Here is a 23,897-nt window from a genome sequence, read left to right as displayed (position 1 = left end):
CACATCATGCTCTGAACATGCGCCCACCTGTGCCTGAAACCTTATTAGAGAAACCTCAATTTAGTGGTGCCGAACGAGGGGGCTAGACAGCTGGGGGTTGGACATCTGGTCGACCCGGTTCACTCAAAGTTTGGGGGCCATCAGGACAAACACCCGACATGGGCACCGCCTATTCAATGGAACATTTCCTCAAATTCGTGAACTGGGACAAGGTTACAAGGGAATACAAAATTACGCCTGAGGCCGGTCAGATAGAAGTCACAGAGTTCGACTACACAGGCGTTGATCAAGTCATCTATGACGAAAACGGCGTAGTTATCAAATCTTATCCAGCAATTCATACTGGAGACGGACCTGTCATGTTCAAACTGGAGTATGCCGATCTTTCCGTCTTCTTCAGTGGCGACACGGTGCCGAACCACATGTGGGTCGACTATGCAAAGGGCGTGGATCTTGCTATCCATGAGGCGATGATGACGCCCGATCAGTATAAGACCTACTACAACCAACAACCGCAATTGGCTTGGCGGACATGTTGCGAGTTCCACACCTCTCCGCAGGCATTCGGGAAACTGATGTCAGAGACAGAACCACGCCACGCTGTCGCATATCACTTCTTCGATGAAGAAGGCACGCGGTACGGCGTTTATGAAGGTATCCGAGAGACTTATGATGGTCCGCTTTCAATGGCAACAGACATGATGGTCTGGAACATCACGAAAGATACGATCACCGAAAGAATGGCGGTTTCACCAGACGACGCGTGGTCTGTACCTGGAACCGCTGTTCAGCCACCTCCGGAAAAGGGGCGCCCAAACCCCATGTCAGAAGCCATGGAGGCACTGCGCTGGCTGCCTGGTTTCGAAGCGCAGGATGCCATGCTGGACGAGCACATGGAGAAGTACGGTCTAGAGGACCAGGATTGGCGCCCTAAGATGTATGAAGAAGTTCGCAAACTGCAGAGCAAATGAAGAGAAGGGCGCGTCCGAGATTTTGGGATAGTTAAGGTTATGTAAATCCAAGACCTTGACAGGATGGAGTGCGAGTTGGCGCTGAAGAAGGAAGGCGAGCCACTGACAATGGCCGAAAACAAATCCGAGTCTTACGCAGCTTGTATAATCCGAATTTTACTGAAGCAGTGAACGTCAGCTTTGTCCGCATTGCAGTCATTGAGCGGAATTGAGCGAACGTCTGCCTTGAGCCCAATGCAGACATAGTGTTCGGGCGCAGCATTGGTCGCAAAAGGCGGTTTGCGCAGCCTTGCTATAGGTGGAAGTAAAGGTGGCTGAACGTAATTTTTAGGGTCTTAGCATTTAGGTATTCAACGGGGGCATTGGGCGCGTAAACGATTTTTCTGTCTATTGGTTGAAACCGGCTGCGTAGCCCAAATGTACTTTGATACTTCCCCGAAACATCAAGAGGCATCGGCCTTTAGTTTGATACAACTAGGATGGGCAGGCCAGAGATCATATTTTCAAGGGGATGATTTGACTTGCTCCCAAAGCGGCTGGAACTGTTCAGACCCTGGCCAATCAATTGTACGACTTCCGGTGATCCTGCGAATTTCGAATGGCTGCCAGATTTGGAGTCATCAATATTGCTCAGGTCGATCACAGTCACTCCAAGCTCGGCAAGTTCGGCTGAGTCGGACGCTCCCACCCTGCTAATCCCACCCGAAATCCTGCGAGAAAACCCAAGGGCGTTATCATCCTTGGATGTCAGGACAAACAATTTGGTGCGGTCTCCGTCTATCATGCCCAATTGAGACCGGAACACATCAATATCTATGTCCGGAGATGCCATCATGACGGATTTGAGGCGACCCGTGGAGTTGAACTTGCCCGCCCGTTCGGCAAAGACGATTGCTTCCATTAACAACATCGAGCCCATCGAGTGTGCGAATATGTCAGCGCCATTTGCCTTGGTTCTGACAAGTATGTCTGCGGCCTTCAGGAACTGCGGACGCGCGGCAAGAGCGCTGTTCAGATCATACACGTACTTGACCGGTTGTGCTGCAGACGCCCAGGAGAACAAGACAGGCACGCCTTTAAAGTCCGTGTCTTCTACAAACTGGGCCAGCCTAAGGATCGAATCGCTGATAGTGTTGTTGTAGCCATGCACAAAGAACAGAATGTCGCGATCACCGGGTGGCAACTTGGCGAGCGCTCCATTCAGGGACCTGATGAATGCATCGTCGGTTTGATAGACTGTCGGTTCGATGACCGCAAATTCAGTTCTTGGGTCCGGCGGCATCCTCTTGGAACGCTCTAACTCTCCTGAAACATGATTAGGTGGTATCGATACTACAACCGATGCTAATCCCAGTTCTGGAGCTCTTTGGCCAGAGTAGAATGCTCCAACAACCTCTGTCGCTTGCCTTGTGGTGGTGATGAAAATCTTTTGCCGCGTTGCCTCCGTGACAGAAACGGCAGGGATCTTGGAGTTGTCGATACCAACCAGTTCTGGGGAACGGGAACAAGACGTAAGCGCACCAGTTATCAAAAGAACAGTGAGAAAACCTCGAAACCAATCCACAACGACACCAAAATGATTCATAAACATAATCTTCCCAAATTCTAGTTATCACGGGCAAACAAGGCTTCACGAGCTGACACCCTATGTATAGCCCAATAGAAGCTTGAAGCTATTGATCTCGATCACAGCACTCAAATCCAATGAATCGATATTTGTTATTAAGTCCTTTTGTCGCTATTTTCAGGGATTTCGATACACGGTTGCCAACGCAAAATATTGGTCATCTAAGGCTCAAAAGTGTAAATTCACCGCGACCGGCAAAAAGGTCGGGTTCGGGCCAGAAGCCGCCGTCGGGCCAACCAGAACGAAGGTCTGGAAAGTCCGCACTGTGGTCCTTGCCCCGTTTTCAGCCAACGTCCGCTGTCTAGAGAAGCGGTCGCTCGTTTATAGGTCCTGACCCTAGACTTACAATCAAACCAAGTGAAAGCAATCCAACTTACCCCTGACTTACACATAGCTAATTGATGCTACATAGCAGTGGCTACAGTAATGGAATTATTGCAAAACTGCCTGAGCGGTTGGTATTCCGTTAGGTGTTCTCGACCATGACCAAACATATAACCCGTTCGCCATTTGCGTTAAACTCGAGTAGCCACTGGCGCAATTTGATCCGCCAGAAACAATCTGCTCTTGAAAAACAGATTTCCCAGTTATTTCGCTGTGCAGTTGCCAAACTCCAGTACAGTTGAGCTCTGGATACGCGATTTCTATTGTATCGCCTGTCTTTGTTATCTTGACGCTGTAGCTTAACGACCCTTCACTTGCCGTTCCCGATAGACCTGCCTCAAGAGCAGACGAGATAGTTTGAGGAACAGACTCAATCGCCGGATCTACTTCTTGCTTTTTCGGTTCGGATGAGGACGACTGACTTGGTTTGGCGGATTCGACTGATACATCCTGATAAGGCATCCCCCAAATACCTTCTACGCCAGACACAGCGCACTTGTTTCCTCTCGCTAGTGTGGTGTCTGGCTTTCCCGGTAAACGTGTGAATTCGATACGCTGACTGCTTCGCTCCCAACTGCTCCAACTTGCATCAAACGCGGATTTCAGACTTGTGAGTGCTTCATTCGAGAATTTACCAAAACTCAAAAGATTCGTGATTGAAACGGCTCCAGGTAGTTGCGCATCATCATAATTGGCTAGTTCCTTCAAAACTACGTCATAGTTGCCCACGCTGCGCCCGGAACCATTGTGGATTTTATTTCCTTGGTTGTCGTTGTCGATACTCCAATCAACCCATAGAGCGTAAGGCATTACGAATATGCGTTCTTTTTGGTGGAACATACCTCTAACACGCAAGTCAACATCCGTAAAAATGAACTGTACAGGCACTTCCCGACCAAGGTCGCTTGTCTTTGCAACAACGGTTGATAAATGCTCGGTCGGGGTGGTCGCCTTACACAGACTATTGACGAATGCTTGCTGCGCATTTTGAAGTTCTGTGTTACGTCGCGCTACGGACTGACGATAAGACAGAACTCTTCTATTCATATAGTCAATGTCGGAATTGGTCATCTCATAGGGAGCACCACCTCCCTGCACCTTTAATTCGTTAATTCTCCAACCATCGTCGTATAATCTGACTTGAGCTTGCCCGATCCCGCCTTGCACTGCAAACGCCGCAATTTCAGTCGGTACACTCAAATACCTCCAATCAAACTCGACAAACTTTATGCTTGGCGAAGTTGTTTCCATGATTCCTGTCACCGCTACTTCTGTGCGAAACTTCGACGCCATTGCTGGCGTCATCATCAAGAGTACAGGTGAAGATCTTGGGGCAATAGCGAATGAATAATCTGGGTTTAAGTTAAAGTTGAAGCCTCCACGGGATGTCCATACACCCATCTCCAAAGCCCGTTGGTTTGCCTGCGAGTTTGTCCAGATTGACTGGGATGTGTACTTTGCGAAATCTGGGGACTCAACAATCATAGCCTTAGCATCAGGCCTGCTAAGTTTTGTTTGTGCTACAGCTGTCGCATAAGTTAAACCAAGTGAAAAAATCGACATGAATGCTAAGAAGAAAATGGCCTTCAACAACGCTAGACTTGCAAGGCGATTTGGAATTGTCGACTTACTCAAAACTTGTTTTCTGATCATAAATTCACTTCCCAAACACGTGGCAAAATACCATCTAACAAAATTGAGCTTACTTACCCCTTTGAAAGACGCCAAAATGGGCGGCCACAAGCTGAACCCGTCAGAATAATGCCCAAAACGAAAGTACAGTGATGGCCTTCGATGTTATCGGAGCCGTCAACGTAACCGGGTGATTCAAGACATTGTTATCTAAGCGCTCCGTAATATCAAGCTTTGGGACAGTACGCTCTCTTTGGGTACTTGTGTTGGGGGGGCGCGGATCGGACCACAAAATCTCATCTTCTTGATGTTGCGGACATTGGGCTCAGGACTTCATCGATTCTTGCTTTAGTCGGATTGCGTGAACAACATTGTTTGGTTGAAACTCACTTTGCGTTTCGCTGAAAGCGGCCCCATTCATCGAATACGCTGGAAAGTTGACCGTAGCTTTCCTTCAGAATCTCTAACGTTAATTCGGTAAGCTCTAGCTGCCGAGGCTCCATTGTTATCTCGCCGCGTCGGTGCGCAATGATCTGACTCTGAATGTCATTTTGATTCTCTAGGTTCGCATCCAGTTTAGATTCAACCTCGTCGTAATATGCCCGCAGTTCTATAAAATCTTGGACGGTCTCAATCGCTCTTTTTCCTGTTATTTGAACTGATGTAGCAATGGCTGGTATTGGACCAGCTTGTGAGTACGAAACCCCAATTTGAGCAAAATCCAGCAGCGATCTTGCCAGGACGTATTCTAAAGATCCTTTCCCTAACGATTGCGCGAACGCATCGTCGATCATCTCCACGATCGCATCCGTCGCCGCCGACACCACGATACCAGTTCCGAATTTTGCGAAATCCCTGTTTACCACCATTCTTTTAACAACACGTGTGGATCTCTCAGGGTCGAGTAAAAGCTCCAATGGTTCCCATAAAAACCTCTGAGCAGTAACATTTGTGGAGCCTTGGTAGACTGCGCCGCGAAGTAGATACCTCATCATCGAAAAATATACATCGAGGTAAGCATCTGTTACGTGGGCAGGGACGTCTTTGAGGTTTTCAGAAAAACTCATCAGAAACAGACGACGCTGTTCTTCCAAGAAGCGATCAAGTTCAGCGTCACTTAGCAACCATGGTTGAGCAGGCAGCGGATCAGTGGGGACTGAAGTGCCATTGGCTTTGGGGTAATCGACATCACCTACGTAACGATTGGGGACTACTGGAAGTGGAAGCCTCATTGGCGTCGAAGTTCGGCGACTAAACTGTTGCCCAATACCTTGCCTTCGACCGGACTGATCTATTTTGACCAGATTCATAAACTCGTCTTCGATAACTATTTCAGCGACCACGTTTCCCCAAATTTGGTCTTCAAACAACCAATGGCCCAAGATGCCTTTACTATTCTTTTCAGATGCGCGGAACAAAATTGCTCCAGGCGGGAAAGTTCCAAGATAACCCTCTTTGTTTGTGTTGATTTGACCAACTCGTCCGCGAACGGAAGAGAGAGCTATCATTCTGGATCCGTCGAAGTAGTAATCGTCTTCCCCGTCCGACCAAACACCTATTAAATTTGGGAAATATGCAAGCGGTCCAACTTGGTTCGCGCTTTCTTCTCTAATTCGATCAAGATCTGTGACGGAACTGATTAGGGAAACAGTGTAACCGGGGCCGCCAACTGAACTGTGAGTTCTGACACCGTTCTTAGCGGTCCCTTCATAGATCGACGAGCCAATATTCGGTTTGACCGCAATTACCCCACCGAGATCGCGTTGGATGGTTCCGTTGTGTATAGCTGCCTTGCACGGGTCCGAGCCTTGTTTGTAAATTGTATCACCCACGACCCACCCCAACGATCGTGAATTTGGTTCGCATTTGCAGATGGATACTCGCCATGGCATGCGAGACAAAAAACAACTGTCGATGTAGTCAGGATGAAGTGGTGAGACGGTTTCACCTGAAACAGCCGAGGCAAACAAGCAAAAGGCCACAACGCAGTTTCGAAGCGTTGGAATTCTTGTGCCGGAGGTCGTAGTGGTTAATCCTATTTCATACGGCAACATAGCTTACCATTGGGTAGAAATGAACTAAGGCAGTCTGCCGTTCTGCATTTGCGACGTCAATCTCAAGCCCTTTGCCTACATGTGGAAGTATGGGCTATTTTGGCTTGAAGCGATCCGTTGCTGTTGGTGTGTGGGCAATCGATTTCAAAAGTTAGTTGCCCTTCTACTCAGCCATATTGTGCGTGCTTGAAAATAGGTCTCCGGTACACCGATAAATTGAGCTATTTTTCTCATATATGTCAGCTTTTACTTGGAACATTTTGTCCAACTCCGCTCCCAGCTTTACTTTTTCAGAGCCATCCAAGTTGTCGCCCTCGCTTGAATTGAAGTGTTCAGAGAAGTGGGTGTGAGGTAGACTATTTAATAGTTTGCCGTCTTGCGGGTGAATTCCAGCACTTGCTCTGATGCCCCAAAAGAAGTTGTTGCAGGCAGCAAGTGAATCCGATTTGGAAGTTGTCTCAATACTTGCGCGAATCAAAATTACGTCTCGTGCAGGAAGGTATCTGACGCGGATATCGAATGGCGGATGCGGTTGTTGTGGGTTGCCCAGCGCAAATGACAAATTATGTTCGAGCATATGGGCACCCCAATCCATCATGTTGGGAGATCGCTCGAATAGGTCATTAATTTTCGCATCTGCTGATACTGATGAAGTTGAAAGAAGGGTTGCGAGAACGGCATTGGCGACGGAGATTTTCATTTTTCTTGTCAATCCTCTAAAGCAAACGCATATCTTAATAAGAGCAGTCTCTTCACTCAAGTCATATGGCACAATTCGACTTTGGACACCTTAAGAAGTTCGAACCTGACCAGTTCAACAACCATGTCACTACTAAACTGGAACTTGTGGCCAGAAACCTCTCGGAAGACTGGATTGAATCAATCACAGAAATTGCCGAGAGGGCGAAATAAAGAGCGTTACCGATCTTGAGATCATCGGTCTTGCTTAGCAAATCGAACAGCTAACATGGCCAAGGCCCGATTTTGTTGGGCGATTTTCCGATCTCTAATCCTTGGATTCCGCTCTTTGTTAACTTGGCGGGTCAACAGCTCGATCCGACCCAAAAGTTGTGTCACAGGGTCGACGGGTCGCTTTCTTTTCGTTCTAGACGCCTCCAGAAGACACCACTCCCGAAATCCGATAAGGCCACAGGGGGCGCTGGTCGCTGCGAGGGTGCCAGAAGACTTCGCATTGCTGGAACTATTATCGATCATAGAGACGATCCCTCCAGGAATCTCCTGCGTCCTCTGGCGGCAGATTGACGACATTTGGTTTTGATCTTTGCTCTTTAAGAAACTCCCGGATCATCAGGTTTAACCTTGCGGTCATGCTGATGTGTTGGTTCCGGCAAACCTTTTGGAAGTCAGACTTCAAGGAAGGTTGAATCCGGAAATTCATCAGGATTCCGGGAATTGGATCGTAGTGGGTAAGAGGGTTCATTGGTAACCTCGTTGCTTAGGGTGGCAACCCCGGTGAAACGGCGCACTGAACTTCGACCGGACGGGCATCAACCCCTTGAAATGCGACAGTGTGGGCGCGGGCAACCATTGTCTTCCTGTTGTTGGTTAACAGGACGTTGCTGCCATGGGTGCGGTTTAGGAATGGTTAACGGCGGTGTTCATTTCCCGACCATCGCCTTGAATTTCGGCCATGCTTCGGGGTCGGCGACCGTCTTGTCCCGACAAAACGCGTTGCAGAACCCCCAACTTGCGCCGTCAAGCTCCAGGAAGTGGGTGGCTACTTTACCGGAATAGGGACAGTTTTCATTGGCGGAGGGGCCGCTTGCAACTGGCCTGGCCTGTGAAACCCCGCCGATGGGCCACGGGATTGAAGAAAGGTCCTGCGCGTAAGGAAAAGGATCGTATTGCACGGTCAACCCCATGGCCCGCCATTGCCTTACGCAAGGGTCCGAGAGCAACTCCAGGCAATAGTCGCGGCTCGCCGAGGACACCGGCAGCCCATAGCCAATGATGCGGGCCGCAACTGGTGTATAGAATACATCTGCCAGAGAATACGCGCCGAACAACGGACCCGAAGCCGCACCGGACACCGAACGGGCGTGATCCCACAATGTTTCGATGCGCTTCAGGTCTGACAGGGTTTCGGGCGAAGGGTCCAAACCCACCCAGCAGTGAAGCAGTTGCATCGGGCATTGGCTGCGTAACGCCGAAAAACCCGACACCATTTCTGTGCAAAGCCAGCGCGCGGTTGCGCGGGCCGCCGGTTCGTTGGGCCACAAGCCTGCCTCGGGGTGCCGTTCAACCAGCGTCTCGGCCATGGCCAGGCTTTCACCAACCACAGTTCCGTCCGGCAAACGCAAGGCCGGCACAAGCCGTGCCGGAGCCAGAGATTTCATGTCTTCGTCCATTGTGCCGGAATACAGACCGATCAAATGGCTTCGATAAGGCAGGCCGAACTTTTCCAGCATCAGCCATCCACGCATGGACCAGCTGGAAAACAGGCGGTCCCCGATATACAGGTCATAAGTCATGCGGCAACGATGCCGCAGGGCTTTGCATCAGTAAATCAGAGAATTGTGGGCACTCTTATCACGGAATGTGATTAATAGACCCAACCGACCATGTGCTGCCGTCCCGCGAAATCCGCGTCACCGACAGATTGTCGATCCGGTGTGAAAATGCCTGTTGCGCATCCAGATCAAGCGCGCGTTGCACCTGTGTCAGGATAACGCCGAAATGGGCGACAATGACCAGATCCGCGCCTGTGTGCGCTGCGATCAGCCGATCAATGGCCCGGTCCACCCTCAGGCGCACGTCGTTCCAGCTTTCGCCACCGGGCGGGCGTATGTCGCCGGGATTGTCCCAATAGGCAAATGCAAGTTCGGGATCTTCCGCCTCGATCTCGGCAAAGGCGCGCATCTCCCAGCGGCCAAAGTTGATTTCCCGCAAATCACGGTGATGCGGCAACCGTCTCCGCGTGCCCTGAATGGCCGTTGCCGTATCCGCCGCACGGGACAAGTCGGATGACACGATCAGAGCATCTGATGGCAGGTGCTCGTGCAACCGGTCAATTGCGGCCTGATCGCTCAGATCAGCAGGCAGATCCGACCAGCCGACCATGGTTTTGGCATGTGTGGGCCCGTGTCTGACAAGAAACAAACGTGTCATGGCAATTGCCCCTTGAGGACCAGCGGCAATCCGGCTGTCACCTGCACGACCAGCTTGGCCTGCGCGGCCAGCGCAATGTTCAGACGCCCCTGCGCCTCGCGGAACCGGCGGGCCAGCGCGTTTTCGGGCACGATGCCATGACCGACTTCGTTGGACACGACAACCAGCCGGGCCGGGCAATCGCGCAGTGCGTTCAGCAAATCCTCCTGCGCAGATTGCAGATCGGATTCTGCAAGCAAATGGTTGGTCAGCCACATGGTGGCGCAATCGATCAGACAGATCTGATCCGCTGCCAGTTCGGCCAGAACCGGGGCCAGATCCATGGGCGCCTCAATCGTGGTCCAGCCTTCCCCGCGCTGATCCAGATGGCGCTGAACCTTGGCGTGCATCTCGCCATCAAGCACTTGTGAAGTTGCAAGATAAACCCGGCTTTTTGCAGTTGAAACAACCAGTTGTTCCGCAAAGGCAGATTTCCCCGAGGCCGCCCCGCCCAGTACAAAGGTTAAATCGGAGCTCACGATCCCTACCTTTCAAATGATCCATCTGGTCTTTCTGTGCGTATCGACACTAGGTCGGCATGGCAAGCCCGGCCCGCGCCTGTGAAGGGGAGATTTGCATGGCACTGGATAACGCAAAAGATTTTTCGATGTCCCGGCAGGCAATGAAAGCCGAGCTGCTGGACGCTGAAACCGAACTTCGGCTGGCTTATGCATGGCGGGATGAACGAGATGAGCAGGCGCTGCATCGCCTGATCACCGCCTATATGCGTTTGGCGATTTCAATGGCCGCCAAGTTCAAGCGCTATGGCGCGCCGATGAATGATCTGATTCAGGAGGCCGGGCTGGGCCTGATGAAAGCCGCCGACAAGTTTGATCCGGACCGCGGCGTGCGCTTTTCGACCTATGCGGTTTGGTGGATCAAGGCCAGCGTGCAGGATTACGTGATGCGAAACTGGTCGATGGTGCGGACCGGATCGACCTCTTCGCAGAAATCTCTGTTTTTCAACATGCGGCGTGTTCAGGCCCGGTTGGAACGTGACGCAGCGACCGAGGGTATGGAACTGGATCGCCATCAGCTTCACCAGATGATCGCGGCCGAAATCGGTGTCCCACTGCGCGACGTCGAAATGATGGAGGGGCGTCTGTCCGGTTCAGATTTCTCGCTCAATGCGGTGCAGTCAGCCGATGAAGACGGGCGCGAATGGATCGACGCGCTTGAGGACGATCGCGAGCAGGCCGCTGAAACCGTGGAAAGCCGTCATGACACCGAACAGTTGCGTGAATGGCTGCTGAAAGCGATGCAATCGCTGAATGAGCGCGAGCGTTTCATCGTGCGCGAGCGCAAACTGCGTGAACCTTCCCGGACATTGGAAAGCCTCGGGCAGGAACTGGGATTGTCAAAGGAACGGGTGCGTCAGCTTGAAGCCGCCGCCTTTGTGAAAATGCGCAAGAACCTTGAAGGCCAATCGCGCGAGGTGCAACACTTCATCGCATGAAACATTTTGCGATTCTTGTTTGGGCCCTGATCCTTACCTCTGGGTTGGCGCGACCCGGGCAGGCCGACAGCCTGATCCCCGATGATGTGACGTCCGCCATGCAGGCGGCGGATGTGGTCATACTGGGTGAAATTCACGACAACCCGCGCCATCACATGGTTCAGACCCAGGCGCTTGAGGCAGTTTCGCCTTCTGCCGTAGTTTGGGAAATGGTGACGGAAGAGGGTGCCAAACGTCTGGCTCAGACGGCAGCCTCCGACCCCGAGGAATTGTCACGTATTCTGCAATGGGCCGAGTCAGGCTGGCCACCGCTCAGCATGTATTACCCCGTCTTCGAGGCAACGGATGCGCCGGTTTACGGGGCGATGGTTCCACGAAAGGCCGCCCGAACTGCCATGGAACGAGGTGCCGCCACGACGTTCGGCGCCGATGCGGCGCGCTACGGTCTGACCGTTCCCCTGTCAGCCGATGATCAGGCCGCGCGCGAGGCCGATCAGCTTGCCGCGCATTGCAATGCGGTACCGACCGAGATGTTGCCCCAGATGGTTGCGATTCAAAGGTTGCGGGACGCAGTTCTGACCCGCGCGATCCTGCGCGCAAAGGATGAAACCGGCGGGCCGGTCGCGGTTATCACGGGCAACGGCCACGCTCGCAAGGATCGCGGTATTCCGACCTTCCTGTCGCGCCTGAGCCCCGGTCTGAAGGTTTATGTTCTGGGCCAGTCCGAAGACGGCGTTATTGATGGCACATTTGACGCTGTAATCGACAGCCCCGCTGCCCAGCGGGAAGATCCGTGCAAAGCCTTTGGTGTGCAGAATTAACAACTGGAACAACCTGCCTGCGTTGCCTAATGTCGGGGCCGACCGGGACGGGAAGGGCATATGATGCTGGCATCCAAACGCATATTGCTGATCATTGGCGGCGGGATTGCGGCTTACAAGTCGCTGGACCTGATCCGGCGGCTGAAAGAACGCGGTGCGGCGGTGACTCCGGTCCTGACGGGCGCAGCAGAAGAATTCGTGACGCCCTTGTCCGTGTCCGCGCTGGCCGGAGAAAAACTCTACCGAGATCTGTTCGATCTGACGGATGAGGCCGAGATGGGCCATATCCAGCTGTCCCGTTCTGCTGACCTGATCGTAGTGGCTCCGGCAACGGCGGATCTGATGGGCAAGATGGCTGCTGGGCTCGCTAATGATCTGGCCTCGACCCTGTTGATGGCAACGGATACGCCCGTGCTGTGCGCACCCGCCATGAATGTGCGTATGTGGGATCATCCCGCGACACGACGCAACCTAAGGCAATTGCAGGCCGATGGCGTCCGGTTCGTCGGTCCGAACGAAGGCGATATGGCTTGCGGCGAATACGGACCGGGCCGCATGTCGGAACCTCTGGAGATCGTGGCCGCGATCGAGGCCGCATTGGGCAAAGGCCCCCTGTCCGGCAAGCGTATTCTGGTGTCGTCGGGACCGACCCACGAACCCATCGACCCGGTGCGCTATATCGCCAACCGGTCGTCTGGCGCGCAAGGCACGGCCGTGGCCCGCGCGCTGGCGTCCCTGGGGGCCGAAGTGATCTTTGTGACCGGCCCAGCAGATGTACCTCCGCCCGATGGCGTGCAGGTCATCCGGGTCGAAACCGCGCGCGAGATGTCCGATGCGGTCGATGCAGCCCTGCCTGTCGATGCCGGCGTGTTTGCCGCGGCCGTGGCTGACTGGCGGGTTGCCAGCGCGTCCGATCGGAAGCTGAAGAAAAGCCGCGACGGCCTGCCCGCGCTGGAGTTTGCCGAAAACCCTGACATCCTGAAACGTGTGTCGCACATGACGGAAGGGCGACCCAGACTGGTTGTCGGCTTTGCCGCCGAAACCAATGACGTAGTCGAAAATGCGACGGCCAAACGCACGCGCAAAGGATGCGACTGGATCGTCGCGAACGATGTCAGCCCCGCCACGGGCATTATGGGCGGTTCGGAAAACGCCGTGACCCTCATCTCGCAAGATGGAGCCGAAAGCTGGCCTCGCATGGGCAAGGATGAAGTCGCCCGGAAACTGGCCGCCAAAATCGCCGACGCTTTGAAAGAATAAGATACCGGCCCCGCGTGGCACGGCAAGAGGTGCAGCTATGGTAGCAATTCGTGTAATCCGTGAAGATGGAGCGGACCCTTCGGTTCCCCTGCCCTCGTATGAAACATCGGGCGCGGCGGGCGCGGACGTGCGGGCCAATCTGCCGGGTGGCGCGCCGATACGGCTTGAACCCGGTCAGCGTGTGCTGGTGCCGACCGGGCTGCGGATCGAAATTCCCAACGGGTATGAGGTGCAGGTGCGCCCCCGTTCCGGGCTTGCGCTGAAACACGGAATTACCTTGCCAAACACGCCCGGCACCATCGACAGCGACTATCGCGGCCCGTTGGGTGTGATCGTTCTGAATTCTGGGCAGGATGTGTTCGAGATCACGCATGGCGAACGCATTGCGCAACTTGTGGTGGCCCCGGTTGTGCAGGCCGTGTTCGAGGCCGCGGTTGCCCTGTCCGACACCGAACGCGGGGCAGGTGGCTTCGGTTCGACCGGGCGCGGCTGATGATACTGGTTCTGGGGCTTGCCGCCGGGCTTTGGGGCATCGGGTATTTTGCCGGAGTTTCGCGCGGGGCGCGGACTGTATCCGTTGCTGTATTGTTGGCCGGGGTCATCATTGCCCAACTGGTGCTGCCGGATGGAAACCCGCTAAGGCAGGCGACCGGCGGATCGGCGGCCGTCTGGCTGATCCTGGGTGGCGCGGCCGGTCTTGCTCTGATTTATGGCAGGTTGTTGAGGGTGCTGCGCGCTCGCGCAGTGCCTGCCAAGGAGCCTGCCATGCCATCCGATCAATTCAGCCAAACCGAACTTGACCGCTACGCCCGACACATCGTTCTGCGCGAACTGGGCGGACCCGGACAGAAACGGCTGAAAAAGGCGCGGGTGCTGGTCATTGGTGCCGGCGGGCTTGGCGCCCCGGCCCTGCAATATCTGGCAGCGGCAGGTGTCGGCACAATCGGCGTGATCGACGATGATGAGGTCGAAAACGCCAACCTGCAGCGGCAGGTAATCCATCGGGACGCGGATATCGGCATGCCCAAGGTGTTTTCCGCCCAACAGGCAATGGAGGCGCAGAACCCGAATGTTGTGGTCCTGCCCTATCATCGTCGCCTGACAGACGACATCGCCGAAGAGCTGTTCCGCGACTTTGATCTGATCCTGGACGGTACCGACAATTTCGGCACTCGTTATCTGGCCAACCGAACGGCAGTGGCGCTTGGCAAGCCTCTGATCTCAGGCGCGCTGTCGCAATGGGAGGGGCAACTGAGCGTCTTTGATCCGGCTAGGGAAGGCCCCTGCTATCAATGCATTTTCCCCGAAGCCCCGGCCCCCGGGCTGGCTCCTTCCTGTGCCGAAGCGGGTGTCGTTGGCCCCCTACCCGGTGTGGTCGGATCCATGATGGCGGTGGAAGCCATCAAGGTCATCACCGGCGCGGGGCAGGCCTTGCGCGGCGAGATGCTGATTTATGACGCGCTTTACGGCGAAAGCCGCAAGATCACCCTGTCCAAACGCGACGATTGCCCGATCTGCGCAAGCGCCGGGGTTTAACCCAATCCGCCGCGCGCCAGCGGCGCGCGGCCCTGCCCAACCCCGCCGGGGCACATCTTTGATGTGTCCCGCGGGGGCGGGAGCATACCGTTAGCCCAATGCGCGATCCAGATCGGCGATCAGGTCTTCGGCGTCTTCCAGCCCGACAGACAGGCGGAAAATCCCGTCGCCGGCATAGGCGCGGTAGTCCTCAAGCTGCGCGCCACTCAGTTGGAAGGACGTCTCCATCAGACCATCGGTTCCCATCCAGAAAATCAGGCTGCGATGATGTCCCAGCGACACCGCGTAGTGAATCACCTCAAGCCGCTCGATCATCTGCTGCGCGATACGCTCGCCATCGGCGGCGCTACCTACCTGAAACGAAATCATGCCGGATTTGTTCGACATCTGCCGTTCCGCCAGGTCCGACTGCGGATGCGAGGCAAGACCCGGATAGATGACTTTCGAGACGCGCGGATCATTCTCCAGCCATTGCGCCACGGCCTTTGCACCCGCCTCATGCGCTTTCATTCGCAACGGCAGGGTCGAAGCCCCGCGCGCGATCAGCCAGGCGTTGAAGGGGGACAAAACGCCTCCATGATGAATACCCGCCTCGATCCGCATTTTCGCGATCAGTTCGGCGGACCCGGCAACGGCACCGCCAATCGCATCACCATGGCCGCCGATATATTTGGTAATCGAATGCATCGTCAGATCAACGCCAAGACCCACTGTGTCCATGCCCAAAGGCGATGCAAAGGTCGCATCACAGCTGAGCAACGCCCCGGCGTCACGCGCCAGTTTCGAGACGGCGGCCAGATCGGTCAGGCGGCCGATCGGGTTCACCGGCGTTTCCGTGTGGATCAGGCGGGTGTTGGCGCGAATTGCGACCGCCACCGAGGCCGGATCGGACATGTTGACCGCCGAGACTTCGATCCCCATACGCGGCAAAGTCTCGCGTGCCAGTTCCGCGACCCCTGCATAAGAAACATCCGACACGATCAGATGATCTCCGGCAGACAGAAAGGTGAAAAAGATCGCTGACGCAGAAGCCATCCCGGACGCGCTTGCCAGACAGGCTTCAGTCCCCTGCAACGCGGCAATCTTGGCCTCCAGACCCGCGACCGTCGGGTTCGCCCAGCGCGAATAGACAAACGGGCTGTCCGGCGTCAGGTCATGGGCCGAAAAACCCGCCAGATCCTCGGTCACATAGGTCGAGCTCATGTGGATCGGCGGAGCAGACGCGTTGGTCGAAGCATCCGGCGGATCGCCTGCGTGGATGGCCCTGGTCATGATCCCGGCAGGACGGTTCGGCTTGGTCATATCCTGTCTCCCTTTGCCGACGACCCTGCGTGCGCCACGCTGCCGATGCAAGCCGGATTGCGACTTTTTCAGGCGACTTGCGCGCCCGCCCTCTGGACCATCACAGGCAGGCTGCCTACCTTGTCGGACAAAGGAGATCTGAATGACCAACCCGATCCTGTCCGACTGGAACACCCCCTTTGCAATCGCCCCATTTGCCGAGATTTCGGACGATGATTTTGCCCCGGCGCTGGATCAGGCATTGGCCGCGCACACGGCCCAGATCGATACAATCGCGACAAATCCGGACGCCCCGACATTCGCCAATACAATCGAGGCACTCGAAGCCGCCGGGGAACAGCTGGACAAGGTTCTGGCGGTCTTTTTTACCGTCGCAGGTGCGGACAGCAACCCGGCGCGCGAAGCCCTGCAGCGCGATTTCTCACCCAAACTGGCGGCCCATTTTTCCGCGATCTCATCCAACAAACCTCTGTTTCAGCGGGTCGCCGATCTTTGGGCGCGGCGCGGTGAATTGGGCCTGACCGACGAACAGGCGCGTGTCCTGATGCTGACCCATCTCGGTTTTGTGCGCGCGGGTGCGGCGTTGCAGGGTGATGACGATACCCGCATGCAGGAAATCAAATCCCGCCTGGCCACGCTGGGCACATCCTTCACCCAGAACCTGCTGGCGGATGAAAGGGACTGGTTCATGGAGTTGACTGAGGGTGATCTGGCCGGTCTGCCCGGTTTTGTTACCGATGCCGCCCGTGCGGCTGGCAAGGAGAAAGGGCTGGATGGCCCGGTTGTGACTCTGTCACGGTCCTTGATCGTGCCGTTTCTGCAGTTCTCGCCCCGCCGCGATCTGCGCGAAAAGGCGTATCTCGCGTGGGCGGCGCGTGGTGCGAAAGGCGGGGAAACCGACAACCGCGAGATTGCCGCTGAAATCCTTTCGTTGCGCGAAGAACGCGCTACGCTTCTAGGTTATGGCAGCTTTGCCGATTACAAACTGGAAACGGAAATGGCCCGAACGCCGGATAGGGTGCGGGACCTGCTAATGCAGGTTTGGAAGCCTGCTAAGGCGCGCGCAGATGCCGATACCGAAACCCTGACGCAAATGATGCAGGAGGACGGGGTCAACGGGCCGCTGGAAGCCTGGGACTGGCGATATTACGCGGAAAAACGGCGCAAGGCCGAGCATGATCTGGATGAGGCCGCGCTCAAGCCGTATCTGCAGTTGGAACGTATGATCGAGGCGTCCTTTGCCTGCGCCAATCGGCTGTTCGGGCTGGAATTCAAGCCGCTGGATGTCCCGCTCTATCACCCCGATTGCCGCGCATGGGAGGTGACGCGCGATGGCAAGCATATTGCGGTGTTCATAGGGGACTACTTCGCGCGCGGTTCCAAACGGTCCGGTGCCTGGTGCAGCGCAATGCGCGCGCAGGCGAAATTCCCCAAGGAACAGGCGCCAGTTGTCATCAATGTCTGCAACTTCGCCAAAGGCGACCCGGCGCTGCTGTCCTACGACGACGCGCGCACCCTGTTTCACGAATTTGGCCATGCCCTTCATCAGATGCTGTCGAATGTGACCTATGAAAGCATCTCGGGCACAAGCGTTGCGCGGGACTTTGTGGAACTGCCCAGCCAGCTTTACGAACACTGGCTGGAAGTGCCCGAGGTACTGGCAGAATACGCAACGCATGCAGAAACCGGCGAACCGATGCCGCAGGACATGTTGGAGAAGGTACTGAAAGCGGCCAATTTCGATCAGGGCTTTCAAACCGTGGAATATGTCGCCTCGGCTCTGGTCGATCTGGCATTCCACGACGGCGCGGCCCCAGCCGACCCGATGGCGAAACAGGCTGAGGTTCTGGCCGAAATCGGAATGCCGCGCGCCATCGGAATGCGCCACGCCACTCCGCATTTCGCGCATGTCTTTTCCGGGGACGGATACAGTTCCGGCTACTACAGCTACATGTGGTCCGAAGTTATGGATGCCGACGCTTTTGCGGCATTTGAGGAGGCGGGCAGCGCCTTCGATCCCGATCGCGCCCAGGCGCTTGAGGACAACATCTTGTCCACCGGAGGCTCACGCGAGGCCGAAGATCTGTATCTGGCCTTTCGCGGCCGTCTGCCGGGTGTCGAGGCATTGCTGAAAGGGCGGGGCCTGATCGCCGCCTGAATTGGATGGGTCGTCAGTACCCCAACTGGCGATCCACCAGAAGCAGGAAGGGCTCACCTGCCTCACCGCGCCGGATGTTTTCGCAAATGACCTGCGCGGCAGTGATCTCGCGGGTTTCGGACGCGATATGAGGTGTCACAGTCACGTTGGGATGTGCCCAGTACGGATGCTCGGGCGGCAGTGGTTCGGTCCGGAACACGTCCAGCGTGGCATGACCCACTTGCCCTGAATTCAACGCATCCAGCAGGGCATCATCGTCGATCAACGGCCCGCGACCCGGGTTGAGGATCCGTGCACCTTTGGGCAACAGGGCCAGCGTTTCCGCGTTCAGCGTGTTTTCCGTCGCTGCCGTATCGGGCAGCAACAGAACCACAATTTCTGCCTGTGACAGCGCCGTTTCCAATCCCTTCTGCCCATGCAGACAAGTCACGCCGTCGACGTCCTTGGGCGTGCGGCTCCAACCGGTAACATTGAAATTCAGCGCGGCCAGTGCCTTGGCGCAGGCCAGCCCCAAAGCGCCCAGACCCAAAACCGTTACATGCCGTTGCTGCGCGAGCGGCGGTGCTTCGGGCGTCCAGACGCCGTCCTGGACGGTGATGTGACGATCCATCCCCAGATGGTAGCGCAGCACATGCCCGACGACCCATTCTGTCATACCTTGTGTCAGCCCGTGATCGACCATCCGGGCCAGCGGCACGGTCAGGGTTTCATTGTCCGCGATACTCTCGATCCCGGCCCACAGGCTGAGTACAGCCTTGAGCCGACTGAAGGGCCCGAAATCCCGCAATCCGCCCGTCGGTCCGTAAACCACGTAGTCGACCTGTTCCGGTGAAATCTCTGGCGACAACTCAAACTCCAGCCCGGCTTCGGACAGGCCCTGGCGCAGCAACGGCTCATAAACAGGCCAAAGCCCGGGACGTGCGGAAAACAGGACATTCACTGTCATGGATTGCCTTTCAGATTAACGAGGACGATGGATATGCGCGCTTTGAACGATGCCGAACGCGGCCATCAGAACCAGCATGGCCGAGCCGCCATAGCTGACCATGGGCAGCGGAACGCCGACAACCGGGGCAAGACCCATGACCATGGACATGTTGACGGCAAAGAACAGGAAGAAGTTCAGTGCAATGCCCAAAGTCACAAGCGATGAGAAACGGTCTTTGGTCGTCAGCGCGGTAACCATGCAGAAAATCAGGATCAGAGCATACAGGATCAACAGCGTGATGCCGCCGACGAACCCGAACTCTTCGGCCAGTGTGGTAAAGATGAAATCGGTATGTTTCTCGGGTAGGAAGTTCAACCGCGACTGAGTGCCCTGCATAAACCCGCGTCCGTTCCAGCCCCCGGATCCCAGGGCAATCTTGGACTGTGTAATGTGGTAACCCGCGCCAAGCGGATCGGTGGAAGGATCGAGAAACGTATCGATGCGCCTGAACTGGTAGTCCTTGAGCAATTGCCAGTCTGTCCCACGGCTATTGAACACTGTGGCGATCAGCCCGACACCTGCTGCAATCACGGCGGCGAAATAGGCCCAGTGGACACCAGCCAGAAACATCAGGCCACCGCCAGCAGCCAGCAACAGGATCGACGTACCCAGATCAGGCTGTTTGAGCACCATGAACGTTGGGATCAGGATCAGGGCAACAGGGATAAGCACCCAAAGCGGGCGCGAGGTCTTGTGCGACGGCAACCAGTCGTAATAGGCGGCCAGCACCATGACCAGGGCAACCTTCATGACCTCGGACGGTTGAAGCCGCATGAACCCAAGGTCGATCCAGCGCTGCGCGCCCATGCCGACCGTGCCGAAAAGCTCGACAAAGATCAGCAGAACGATCGAGCCGAGATAGGCCAGAACCGACATGTTGCGCCAGAACCAGATCGGCACAAGCGCCACGATGAACATGGCCGCCAGACCCATCCCGAACCGCTCCATCTGCGGTTCGGCCCACGGGGTCCACGAACCGCCCGCCACCGAATACAGCATCAGGAACCCGGCACTGGCCGTGCTGATCAACAGCAGGGTCAGCGGCCAGTTCATATACAGAAACTTGCGAAACCCCGACGGCGTGGATTTGACGGCATATTCAAGATAGCTCATGCGCGGTCCTTTTCATCCGGACGCGCTTTGGGGCGGCGATCGCCCTCCAGCCGTTTTTGCTGTTCCTTGATGCGCTCGCGGTCGGCAACCGGATACGCCTCAAGCGGGGGCGTACCGTTGTAGAGCGCCTGAAGCATGATGTCCCGCGCGACAGGGGCCGCCGCCTTGGACCCACCGCCGCCATGTTCAACGACGACGGCTATGGCGTATTTCGGATTATCGTACGGGGCAAAGCTGACAAACAGCGCGTGGTCGCGCCGTTCCCAGGGCAGGTCTTCGTTTCGGATCACGCCAGCGGCGCGTTCAGCTTTGGTAATATTGCGGACCTGACTGGTACCCGTCTTGCCCGCCATGCGAAACTCATCTGCGATGATACGGCTGCGGTAGGCCGTTCCGCGCCGGTCATTGGAGACCGAGAACATCGCTTTGCGCACCTGTGACAGGTTCCGCTGATTGACCGCAAGTGGCTCACCCGCGCCCGAGGGCTGTTCGACCCCGTTGACCGACCGGACCAGGCGCGGCGTCACGGCGCGGCCTGTGGCGATCCGCGCGGTCATGACGGCGAGCTGCATGGGCGAGGCCAGCATGAAGCCCTGACCGATCGAGGCGTTCGCGGTGTCCCCGACCAGCCATTCCTGCCCGTGGACCCGCTGTTTCCATTCCTGATTTGGCGCCAGCCCCCCTGCCACGGCCGACATCGGAATATCGTGCTTGATGCCCAGCCCGAAGGTTCGGGCCATGTCGGATATCCTGTCGATGCCCACGCGCAGGGCAACATCATAGTAGTAGACGTCGCAACTGCGTTTGAGAGAGGTTTCCAGATCGACCGTACCGTGCCCGCCGCGCTTCCAGCAATGGAACCTGCGGCTGCCGACTTTCAGATGACCGGGGCAATATACCGTGTTGCCGGGTCCGATCACACCGGCCTCAAGCGCAGCCATGGCCGTGATCATTTTGAACGTCGACCCCGGTGGATAGGTACCCTGTACCGTCTTGTTTGCCAGCGGGCGATACTTGTCCTGTGTCAGCGATCTGTAATCGGCGACCGAGATACCACGTACAAACAGGTTGGGATCAAAGCTGGGGGCCGAGGCAATCGCACGCAGATCGCCGGTTTCGCAGTCAATCACAACCGCCGCCGCGCTTTCCCCGGCCAATCTGGCCTGTGCGTATTGCTGCAGATCGGCGTCGATCGACAATTGCAGGTCGGCCCCGGCTTCACCCTCCTGGCGGTCCAGTTCCCGCATCACGCGACCGGTCGCGTTGACCTCGACCCGCTTGGCCCCGGCCTTGCCGCGCAGGGTGGCCTCCTGCTTGGCCTCCAGCCCGACCTTGCCGATCTGAAACCGGGGGATGCGCAAAACCGGCTCGGGGTCTTCCATTTGGCTCAGGTCGTAGTCGCTGACCGGGCCGACATAACCGACGATATGGGCGAAATCCTCATACCGGGGATATTGGCGGGTCAGACCGACTTCGGGCGTCACGCCGGGCAGGGCCGGCGCGTTCACCGCCACTTTCGAGATGTCCTCCCACGTAACCTGATCTGCCAGCGTGACCGGCAGGAAGGGTGCGGACCGGCGCATTTCCGTGCGGGCACGCTCGATCTCATCCTCGTTCAGGGGGATCAGTTCCGAAAGCTTGGCAATGACCGAGTCGATATCACCCGCGTCTTCGCGCACGATCACGATCCGGTAGGACGGCGAGTTCTGGCCAATGACCTGTCCGTTCCGGTCATAGATGCGCCCGCGTGTCGGCGGGATCAGGCGGATGTTGATCCGGTTCTCTTCGGCCAGCAGCCGGTACTGATCGGCCTGATCAACCTGCATAAACCGCATCCGCGCAGCCAGACCACCGATAAAGACCGCCTGCAAACCACCCAGAACCAACGCCCGGCGCGGCAGACGTTTGTAGGCAAGACCCTGGGATTTGGTGCGTTTCTGCTTCATGCCCGCGCCCCGACAATACCGGCATCCGCAGCTGAAACACGGCGGACGCCCATACCATTCTGACTGATCAGCACAATCAAGGGATAGATGGCGATGGTCAAAATCAGTTGAACAACTGTCGGCCAAAAGGCGGCCTGCTGGACCGACAGAACCGACAGAATGAAACGGTTCAGCACAAAGATACCGGTCATCACCGCCGCGACCGAGCTCCATTCGCCAAAAAATCCGATATCCCGCATTCCCGGCGCTGCCGAGCGCAAATAGTTTGTTGCGACAACGACAAGTGCCGCCAGCAACCCCGGCGGCCGTTGCAGAAGCAGGTCGGCCATCAGCATGACAACGGCCACAGTTGCGATGGGCGTGTATTCGGGGCGCCGAAGCACCCAGGCGAATGTGAGGGCGATCAGAACATCCGGAAACGGCCAGCGGTCCGGCTGCGTGTTCAGCGGCAACAGATGCAGAAACAGCACTAGAACCACCAGAAAAACATAGAGGCAGCGCATGGCCCAGAGATGGGAAACAGCCTTATCCATCTGCGGCCTCATCCGGAGTCAGGGATGCTTCGGGCCGCAGCGGACCAACGATATCCCCGGAATCACGAATGGCGGGCGCCGACTGGTAGCGCAGCACGCGCAGAAACTCGAGCCGCTCGAAATCGGCGGACAGACGCACGCGCAACCTGCCACCCGGATCGGCGGTGATCTGACCGATCAGCAATCCTGCCGGGAAAACGCCACCGTCGCCCGACGTGATGACCCGGTCGCCGGGTCGGACGAGTTCACGGTTTTCCAGAAACTCGACCAATGGCACTGCCGTATTGTCCCCCTTGATCAAGGCGGTCTGCCCGGACGGCTGGATGGTGGCAGGAATAGCGCTCGAGGCGTCCGTCATCAGGATGACACGCGCGGTGTCGGCGCCGACGCCAGAGATGCGCCCAACCAGCCCGATCCCGTCCATGGCGGCCCAGCCATCAACAACGCCGTCCCGCCGGCCCACGTTAAGAAGAACAGACTGCCGGAAGGGGGAGCCGCTGTCGGCCATGACTACACCGGTGATATAGGTCAGGCGCGGATCCAGCCGGACGTTGTTCAGGTCCAGCAACCGGGCGTTTTCCTGTTCCAGTTGCAGCGCCGCCTCTTTCCAGGCGCGCATCCGGCGCAGTTCACTGCGCAATTCCCGGTTCTGCTCGCTCAGCCGCTGATAGCTCTGGAAATCGCGGACCAGGTTGACCGTGGCCGTGACCGGCACCATGGCCCATTCCATCGAGGGCACCACGGCATCCACGACCTGAGCGCGGAATCTCTCGACCCGTGGGCTGTCAATGCGCCAGACCAGAAAGATACCCAGCAGGCACAAAACAACGATCCCCAGCAACAAGCGGCGTAAGGGGGTGGTGTATTCGTCGCGCTGTGATCGGTCCTTTGCCACAGGACTCCTTCCCGTGCTGCTCGCGCCCGATTGTTAACCCTGTATTGTAAGGG

The 23,897-nt window shown here is 56.6% G+C and carries 20 protein-coding genes; 7 read left to right on the top strand and 13 right to left on the bottom strand.

The genetic code is table 11. From position 1 onward, the window contains the following. The first annotated feature begins 158 nt into the window (after positions 1 to 158). The gene (locus ACR0FE_RS21715) at positions 159 to 971 is read left to right on the top strand and encodes a hypothetical protein (RefSeq protein ID WP_480915227.1); all 813 of its coding nucleotides are present in this window, start codon (positions 159 to 161) and stop codon (positions 969 to 971) included. Positions 972 to 1,431: 460 nt separating this feature from the next. Here the strand turns inward: ACR0FE_RS21715 and ACR0FE_RS21710 are convergent, their stop codons facing one another. The 7 genes from ACR0FE_RS21710 to cobU all read right to left on the bottom strand — a co-directional run bounded on the left by ACR0FE_RS21710 (position 1,432) and on the right by cobU (position 10,315). Beyond that, positions 1,432 to 2,556 carry an alpha/beta hydrolase gene (locus ACR0FE_RS21710; RefSeq protein ID WP_170499405.1) on the bottom strand — a complete coding sequence of 375 codons (1,125 nt, stop codon included), beginning with the start codon at positions 2,554 to 2,556 and terminating at the stop codon, positions 1,432 to 1,434. Positions 2,557 to 3,030: 474 nt separating this feature from the next. Beyond that, complete coding sequence (locus ACR0FE_RS21705; RefSeq protein WP_480915226.1) at positions 3,031 to 4,635, bottom strand: hypothetical protein; 1,605 nt, start codon at positions 4,633 to 4,635, stop codon at positions 3,031 to 3,033. A gap of 365 nt (positions 4,636 to 5,000) precedes the next feature. Further along, entirely contained in the window at positions 5,001 to 6,506 is a 1,506-nt protein-coding gene (locus ACR0FE_RS21700) for an LCCL domain-containing protein (RefSeq protein WP_480915233.1), read from the bottom strand. A gap of 325 nt (positions 6,507 to 6,831) precedes the next feature. Next, on the bottom strand, positions 6,832 to 7,368 hold the full coding sequence (locus tag ACR0FE_RS21695; protein ID WP_480915224.1) for a hypothetical protein: 537 nt from the start codon (positions 7,366 to 7,368) through the stop codon (positions 6,832 to 6,834). Between the two features lie 919 nt (positions 7,369 to 8,287). After that, positions 8,288 to 9,160, bottom strand: coding sequence for a glutathione S-transferase N-terminal domain-containing protein (locus ACR0FE_RS21690; protein WP_480915222.1), 873 nt, complete (start codon positions 9,158 to 9,160; stop codon positions 8,288 to 8,290). 58 nt (positions 9,161 to 9,218) lie between these two features. Then, positions 9,219 to 9,797, bottom strand: coding sequence for a histidine phosphatase family protein (locus tag ACR0FE_RS21685; RefSeq protein ID WP_170615706.1), 579 nt, complete (start codon positions 9,795 to 9,797; stop codon positions 9,219 to 9,221). Then, a complete protein-coding gene (gene cobU / locus ACR0FE_RS21680) occupies positions 9,794 to 10,315 on the bottom strand; it encodes a bifunctional adenosylcobinamide kinase/adenosylcobinamide-phosphate guanylyltransferase (RefSeq protein ID WP_170615708.1) in 522 nt (173 codons plus the stop codon). Before cobU ends, ACR0FE_RS21685 begins: the two co-directional genes overlap by 4 nt. Positions 10,316 to 10,413: 98 nt before the next feature. Between cobU and ACR0FE_RS21675 the strand changes: the two genes are divergently transcribed. The 5 genes from ACR0FE_RS21675 (at position 10,414) to ACR0FE_RS21655 (ending at position 14,909) form a co-directional block, all read left to right on the top strand. Next, positions 10,414 to 11,292: an RNA polymerase factor sigma-32 gene (locus ACR0FE_RS21675; RefSeq protein ID WP_480915220.1), complete on the top strand. Its 879-nt coding sequence runs from the start codon at positions 10,414 to 10,416 to the stop codon at positions 11,290 to 11,292. Beyond that, positions 11,289 to 12,113 (top strand): ChaN family lipoprotein, encoded by an 825-nt coding sequence (locus ACR0FE_RS21670; RefSeq protein WP_480915218.1) that lies wholly within the window; start codon positions 11,289 to 11,291, stop codon positions 12,111 to 12,113. The genes ACR0FE_RS21675 and ACR0FE_RS21670 overlap by 4 nt, the downstream gene beginning before the upstream one ends. A 63-nt stretch (positions 12,114 to 12,176) precedes the next feature. Continuing rightward, positions 12,177 to 13,373: a bifunctional phosphopantothenoylcysteine decarboxylase/phosphopantothenate--cysteine ligase CoaBC gene (gene coaBC, locus ACR0FE_RS21665; RefSeq protein ID WP_480915231.1), complete on the top strand. Its 1,197-nt coding sequence runs from the start codon at positions 12,177 to 12,179 to the stop codon at positions 13,371 to 13,373. A gap of 37 nt (positions 13,374 to 13,410) precedes the next feature. After that, a complete protein-coding gene (gene dut, locus ACR0FE_RS21660; protein WP_480915216.1) occupies positions 13,411 to 13,866 on the top strand; it encodes a dUTP diphosphatase in 456 nt (151 codons plus the stop codon). After that, on the top strand, positions 13,866 to 14,909 hold the full coding sequence (locus ACR0FE_RS21655; protein WP_480915214.1) for a HesA/MoeB/ThiF family protein: 1,044 nt from the start codon (positions 13,866 to 13,868) through the stop codon (positions 14,907 to 14,909). Before dut ends, ACR0FE_RS21655 begins: the two co-directional genes overlap by 1 nt. A gap of 90 nt (positions 14,910 to 14,999) precedes the next feature. On the opposite strand, the gene ACR0FE_RS21650 is transcribed toward ACR0FE_RS21655, so the two are convergent. Beyond that, positions 15,000 to 16,211, bottom strand: a complete 1,212-nt coding sequence (locus tag ACR0FE_RS21650) for a trans-sulfuration enzyme family protein (RefSeq protein WP_480915212.1) — start codon at positions 16,209 to 16,211, stop codon at positions 15,000 to 15,002. Between the two features lie 142 nt (positions 16,212 to 16,353). Between ACR0FE_RS21650 and ACR0FE_RS21645 the strand changes: the two genes are divergently transcribed. Beyond that, the gene (locus tag ACR0FE_RS21645; protein WP_480915210.1) at positions 16,354 to 18,369 is read left to right on the top strand and encodes a M3 family metallopeptidase; all 2,016 of its coding nucleotides are present in this window, start codon (positions 16,354 to 16,356) and stop codon (positions 18,367 to 18,369) included. Between the two features lie 13 nt (positions 18,370 to 18,382). Here ACR0FE_RS21645 and ACR0FE_RS21640 read toward each other — a convergent pair whose 3' ends face one another. From ACR0FE_RS21640 to mreC, 5 genes are read right to left on the bottom strand one after another with little or no spacing between them, the layout of a single operon-like run. Next, positions 18,383 to 19,315: a 2-hydroxyacid dehydrogenase gene (locus tag ACR0FE_RS21640; protein ID WP_480915209.1), complete on the bottom strand. Its 933-nt coding sequence runs from the start codon at positions 19,313 to 19,315 to the stop codon at positions 18,383 to 18,385. Between the two features lie 15 nt (positions 19,316 to 19,330). Beyond that, on the bottom strand, positions 19,331 to 20,470 hold the full coding sequence (gene rodA, locus ACR0FE_RS21635) for a rod shape-determining protein RodA (RefSeq protein WP_170615727.1): 1,140 nt from the start codon (positions 20,468 to 20,470) through the stop codon (positions 19,331 to 19,333). After that, positions 20,467 to 22,416, bottom strand: coding sequence for a penicillin-binding protein 2 (gene mrdA / locus ACR0FE_RS21630; protein ID WP_170615729.1), 1,950 nt, complete (start codon positions 22,414 to 22,416; stop codon positions 20,467 to 20,469). The genes rodA and mrdA overlap by 4 nt, the downstream gene beginning before the upstream one ends. Further along, entirely contained in the window at positions 22,413 to 22,949 is a 537-nt protein-coding gene (locus ACR0FE_RS21625; protein ID WP_480915207.1) for a rod shape-determining protein MreD, read from the bottom strand. The genes mrdA and ACR0FE_RS21625 overlap by 4 nt, the downstream gene beginning before the upstream one ends. Next, positions 22,942 to 23,844 (bottom strand): rod shape-determining protein MreC, encoded by a 903-nt coding sequence (mreC, locus tag ACR0FE_RS21620; RefSeq protein WP_480915205.1) that lies wholly within the window; start codon positions 23,842 to 23,844, stop codon positions 22,942 to 22,944. The genes ACR0FE_RS21625 and mreC overlap by 8 nt, the downstream gene beginning before the upstream one ends. Positions 23,845 to 23,897: the final 53 nt, after the last annotated feature.

Source organism: Ruegeria sp. K7 (assembly GCF_056531785.1).
This window is presented reverse-complemented; position numbering and strand designations above follow the sequence as displayed.

Bases quoted from the DNA above. Each gene is read 5' to 3' on its own strand.
- ACR0FE_RS21715 (WP_480915227.1), top strand. From the start codon at position 159: ATGGGCACCGCCTATTCAATGGAACATTTCCTCAAATTCGTGAACTGG.
- ACR0FE_RS21710 (WP_170499405.1), bottom strand. From the start codon at position 2,556: ATGAATCATTTTGGTGTCGTTGTGGATTGGTTTCGAGGTTTTCTCACT.
- ACR0FE_RS21705 (WP_480915226.1), bottom strand. From the start codon at position 4,635: ATGATCAGAAAACAAGTTTTGAGTAAGTCGACAATTCCAAATCGCCTT.
- ACR0FE_RS21700 (WP_480915233.1), bottom strand. From the start codon at position 6,506: ATGCCATGGCGAGTATCCATCTGCAAATGCGAACCAAATTCACGATCG.
- ACR0FE_RS21695 (WP_480915224.1), bottom strand. From the start codon at position 7,368: ATGAAAATCTCCGTCGCCAATGCCGTTCTCGCAACCCTTCTTTCAACT.
- ACR0FE_RS21690 (WP_480915222.1), bottom strand. From the start codon at position 9,160: ATGACTTATGACCTGTATATCGGGGACCGCCTGTTTTCCAGCTGGTCC.
- ACR0FE_RS21685 (WP_170615706.1), bottom strand. From the start codon at position 9,797: ATGACACGTTTGTTTCTTGTCAGACACGGGCCCACACATGCCAAAACC.
- ACR0FE_RS21675 (WP_480915220.1), top strand. From the start codon at position 10,414: ATGGCACTGGATAACGCAAAAGATTTTTCGATGTCCCGGCAGGCAATG.
- ACR0FE_RS21670 (WP_480915218.1), top strand. From the start codon at position 11,289: ATGAAACATTTTGCGATTCTTGTTTGGGCCCTGATCCTTACCTCTGGG.
- coaBC (WP_480915231.1), top strand. From the start codon at position 12,177: ATGCTGGCATCCAAACGCATATTGCTGATCATTGGCGGCGGGATTGCG.
- dut (WP_480915216.1), top strand. From the start codon at position 13,411: ATGGTAGCAATTCGTGTAATCCGTGAAGATGGAGCGGACCCTTCGGTT.
- ACR0FE_RS21655 (WP_480915214.1), top strand. From the start codon at position 13,866: ATGATACTGGTTCTGGGGCTTGCCGCCGGGCTTTGGGGCATCGGGTAT.
- ACR0FE_RS21650 (WP_480915212.1), bottom strand. From the start codon at position 16,211: ATGACCAAGCCGAACCGTCCTGCCGGGATCATGACCAGGGCCATCCAC.
- ACR0FE_RS21645 (WP_480915210.1), top strand. From the start codon at position 16,354: ATGACCAACCCGATCCTGTCCGACTGGAACACCCCCTTTGCAATCGCC.
- ACR0FE_RS21640 (WP_480915209.1), bottom strand. From the start codon at position 19,315: ATGACAGTGAATGTCCTGTTTTCCGCACGTCCCGGGCTTTGGCCTGTT.
- rodA (WP_170615727.1), bottom strand. From the start codon at position 20,470: ATGAGCTATCTTGAATATGCCGTCAAATCCACGCCGTCGGGGTTTCGC.
- mrdA (WP_170615729.1), bottom strand. From the start codon at position 22,416: ATGAAGCAGAAACGCACCAAATCCCAGGGTCTTGCCTACAAACGTCTG.
- ACR0FE_RS21625 (WP_480915207.1), bottom strand. From the start codon at position 22,949: ATGGATAAGGCTGTTTCCCATCTCTGGGCCATGCGCTGCCTCTATGTT.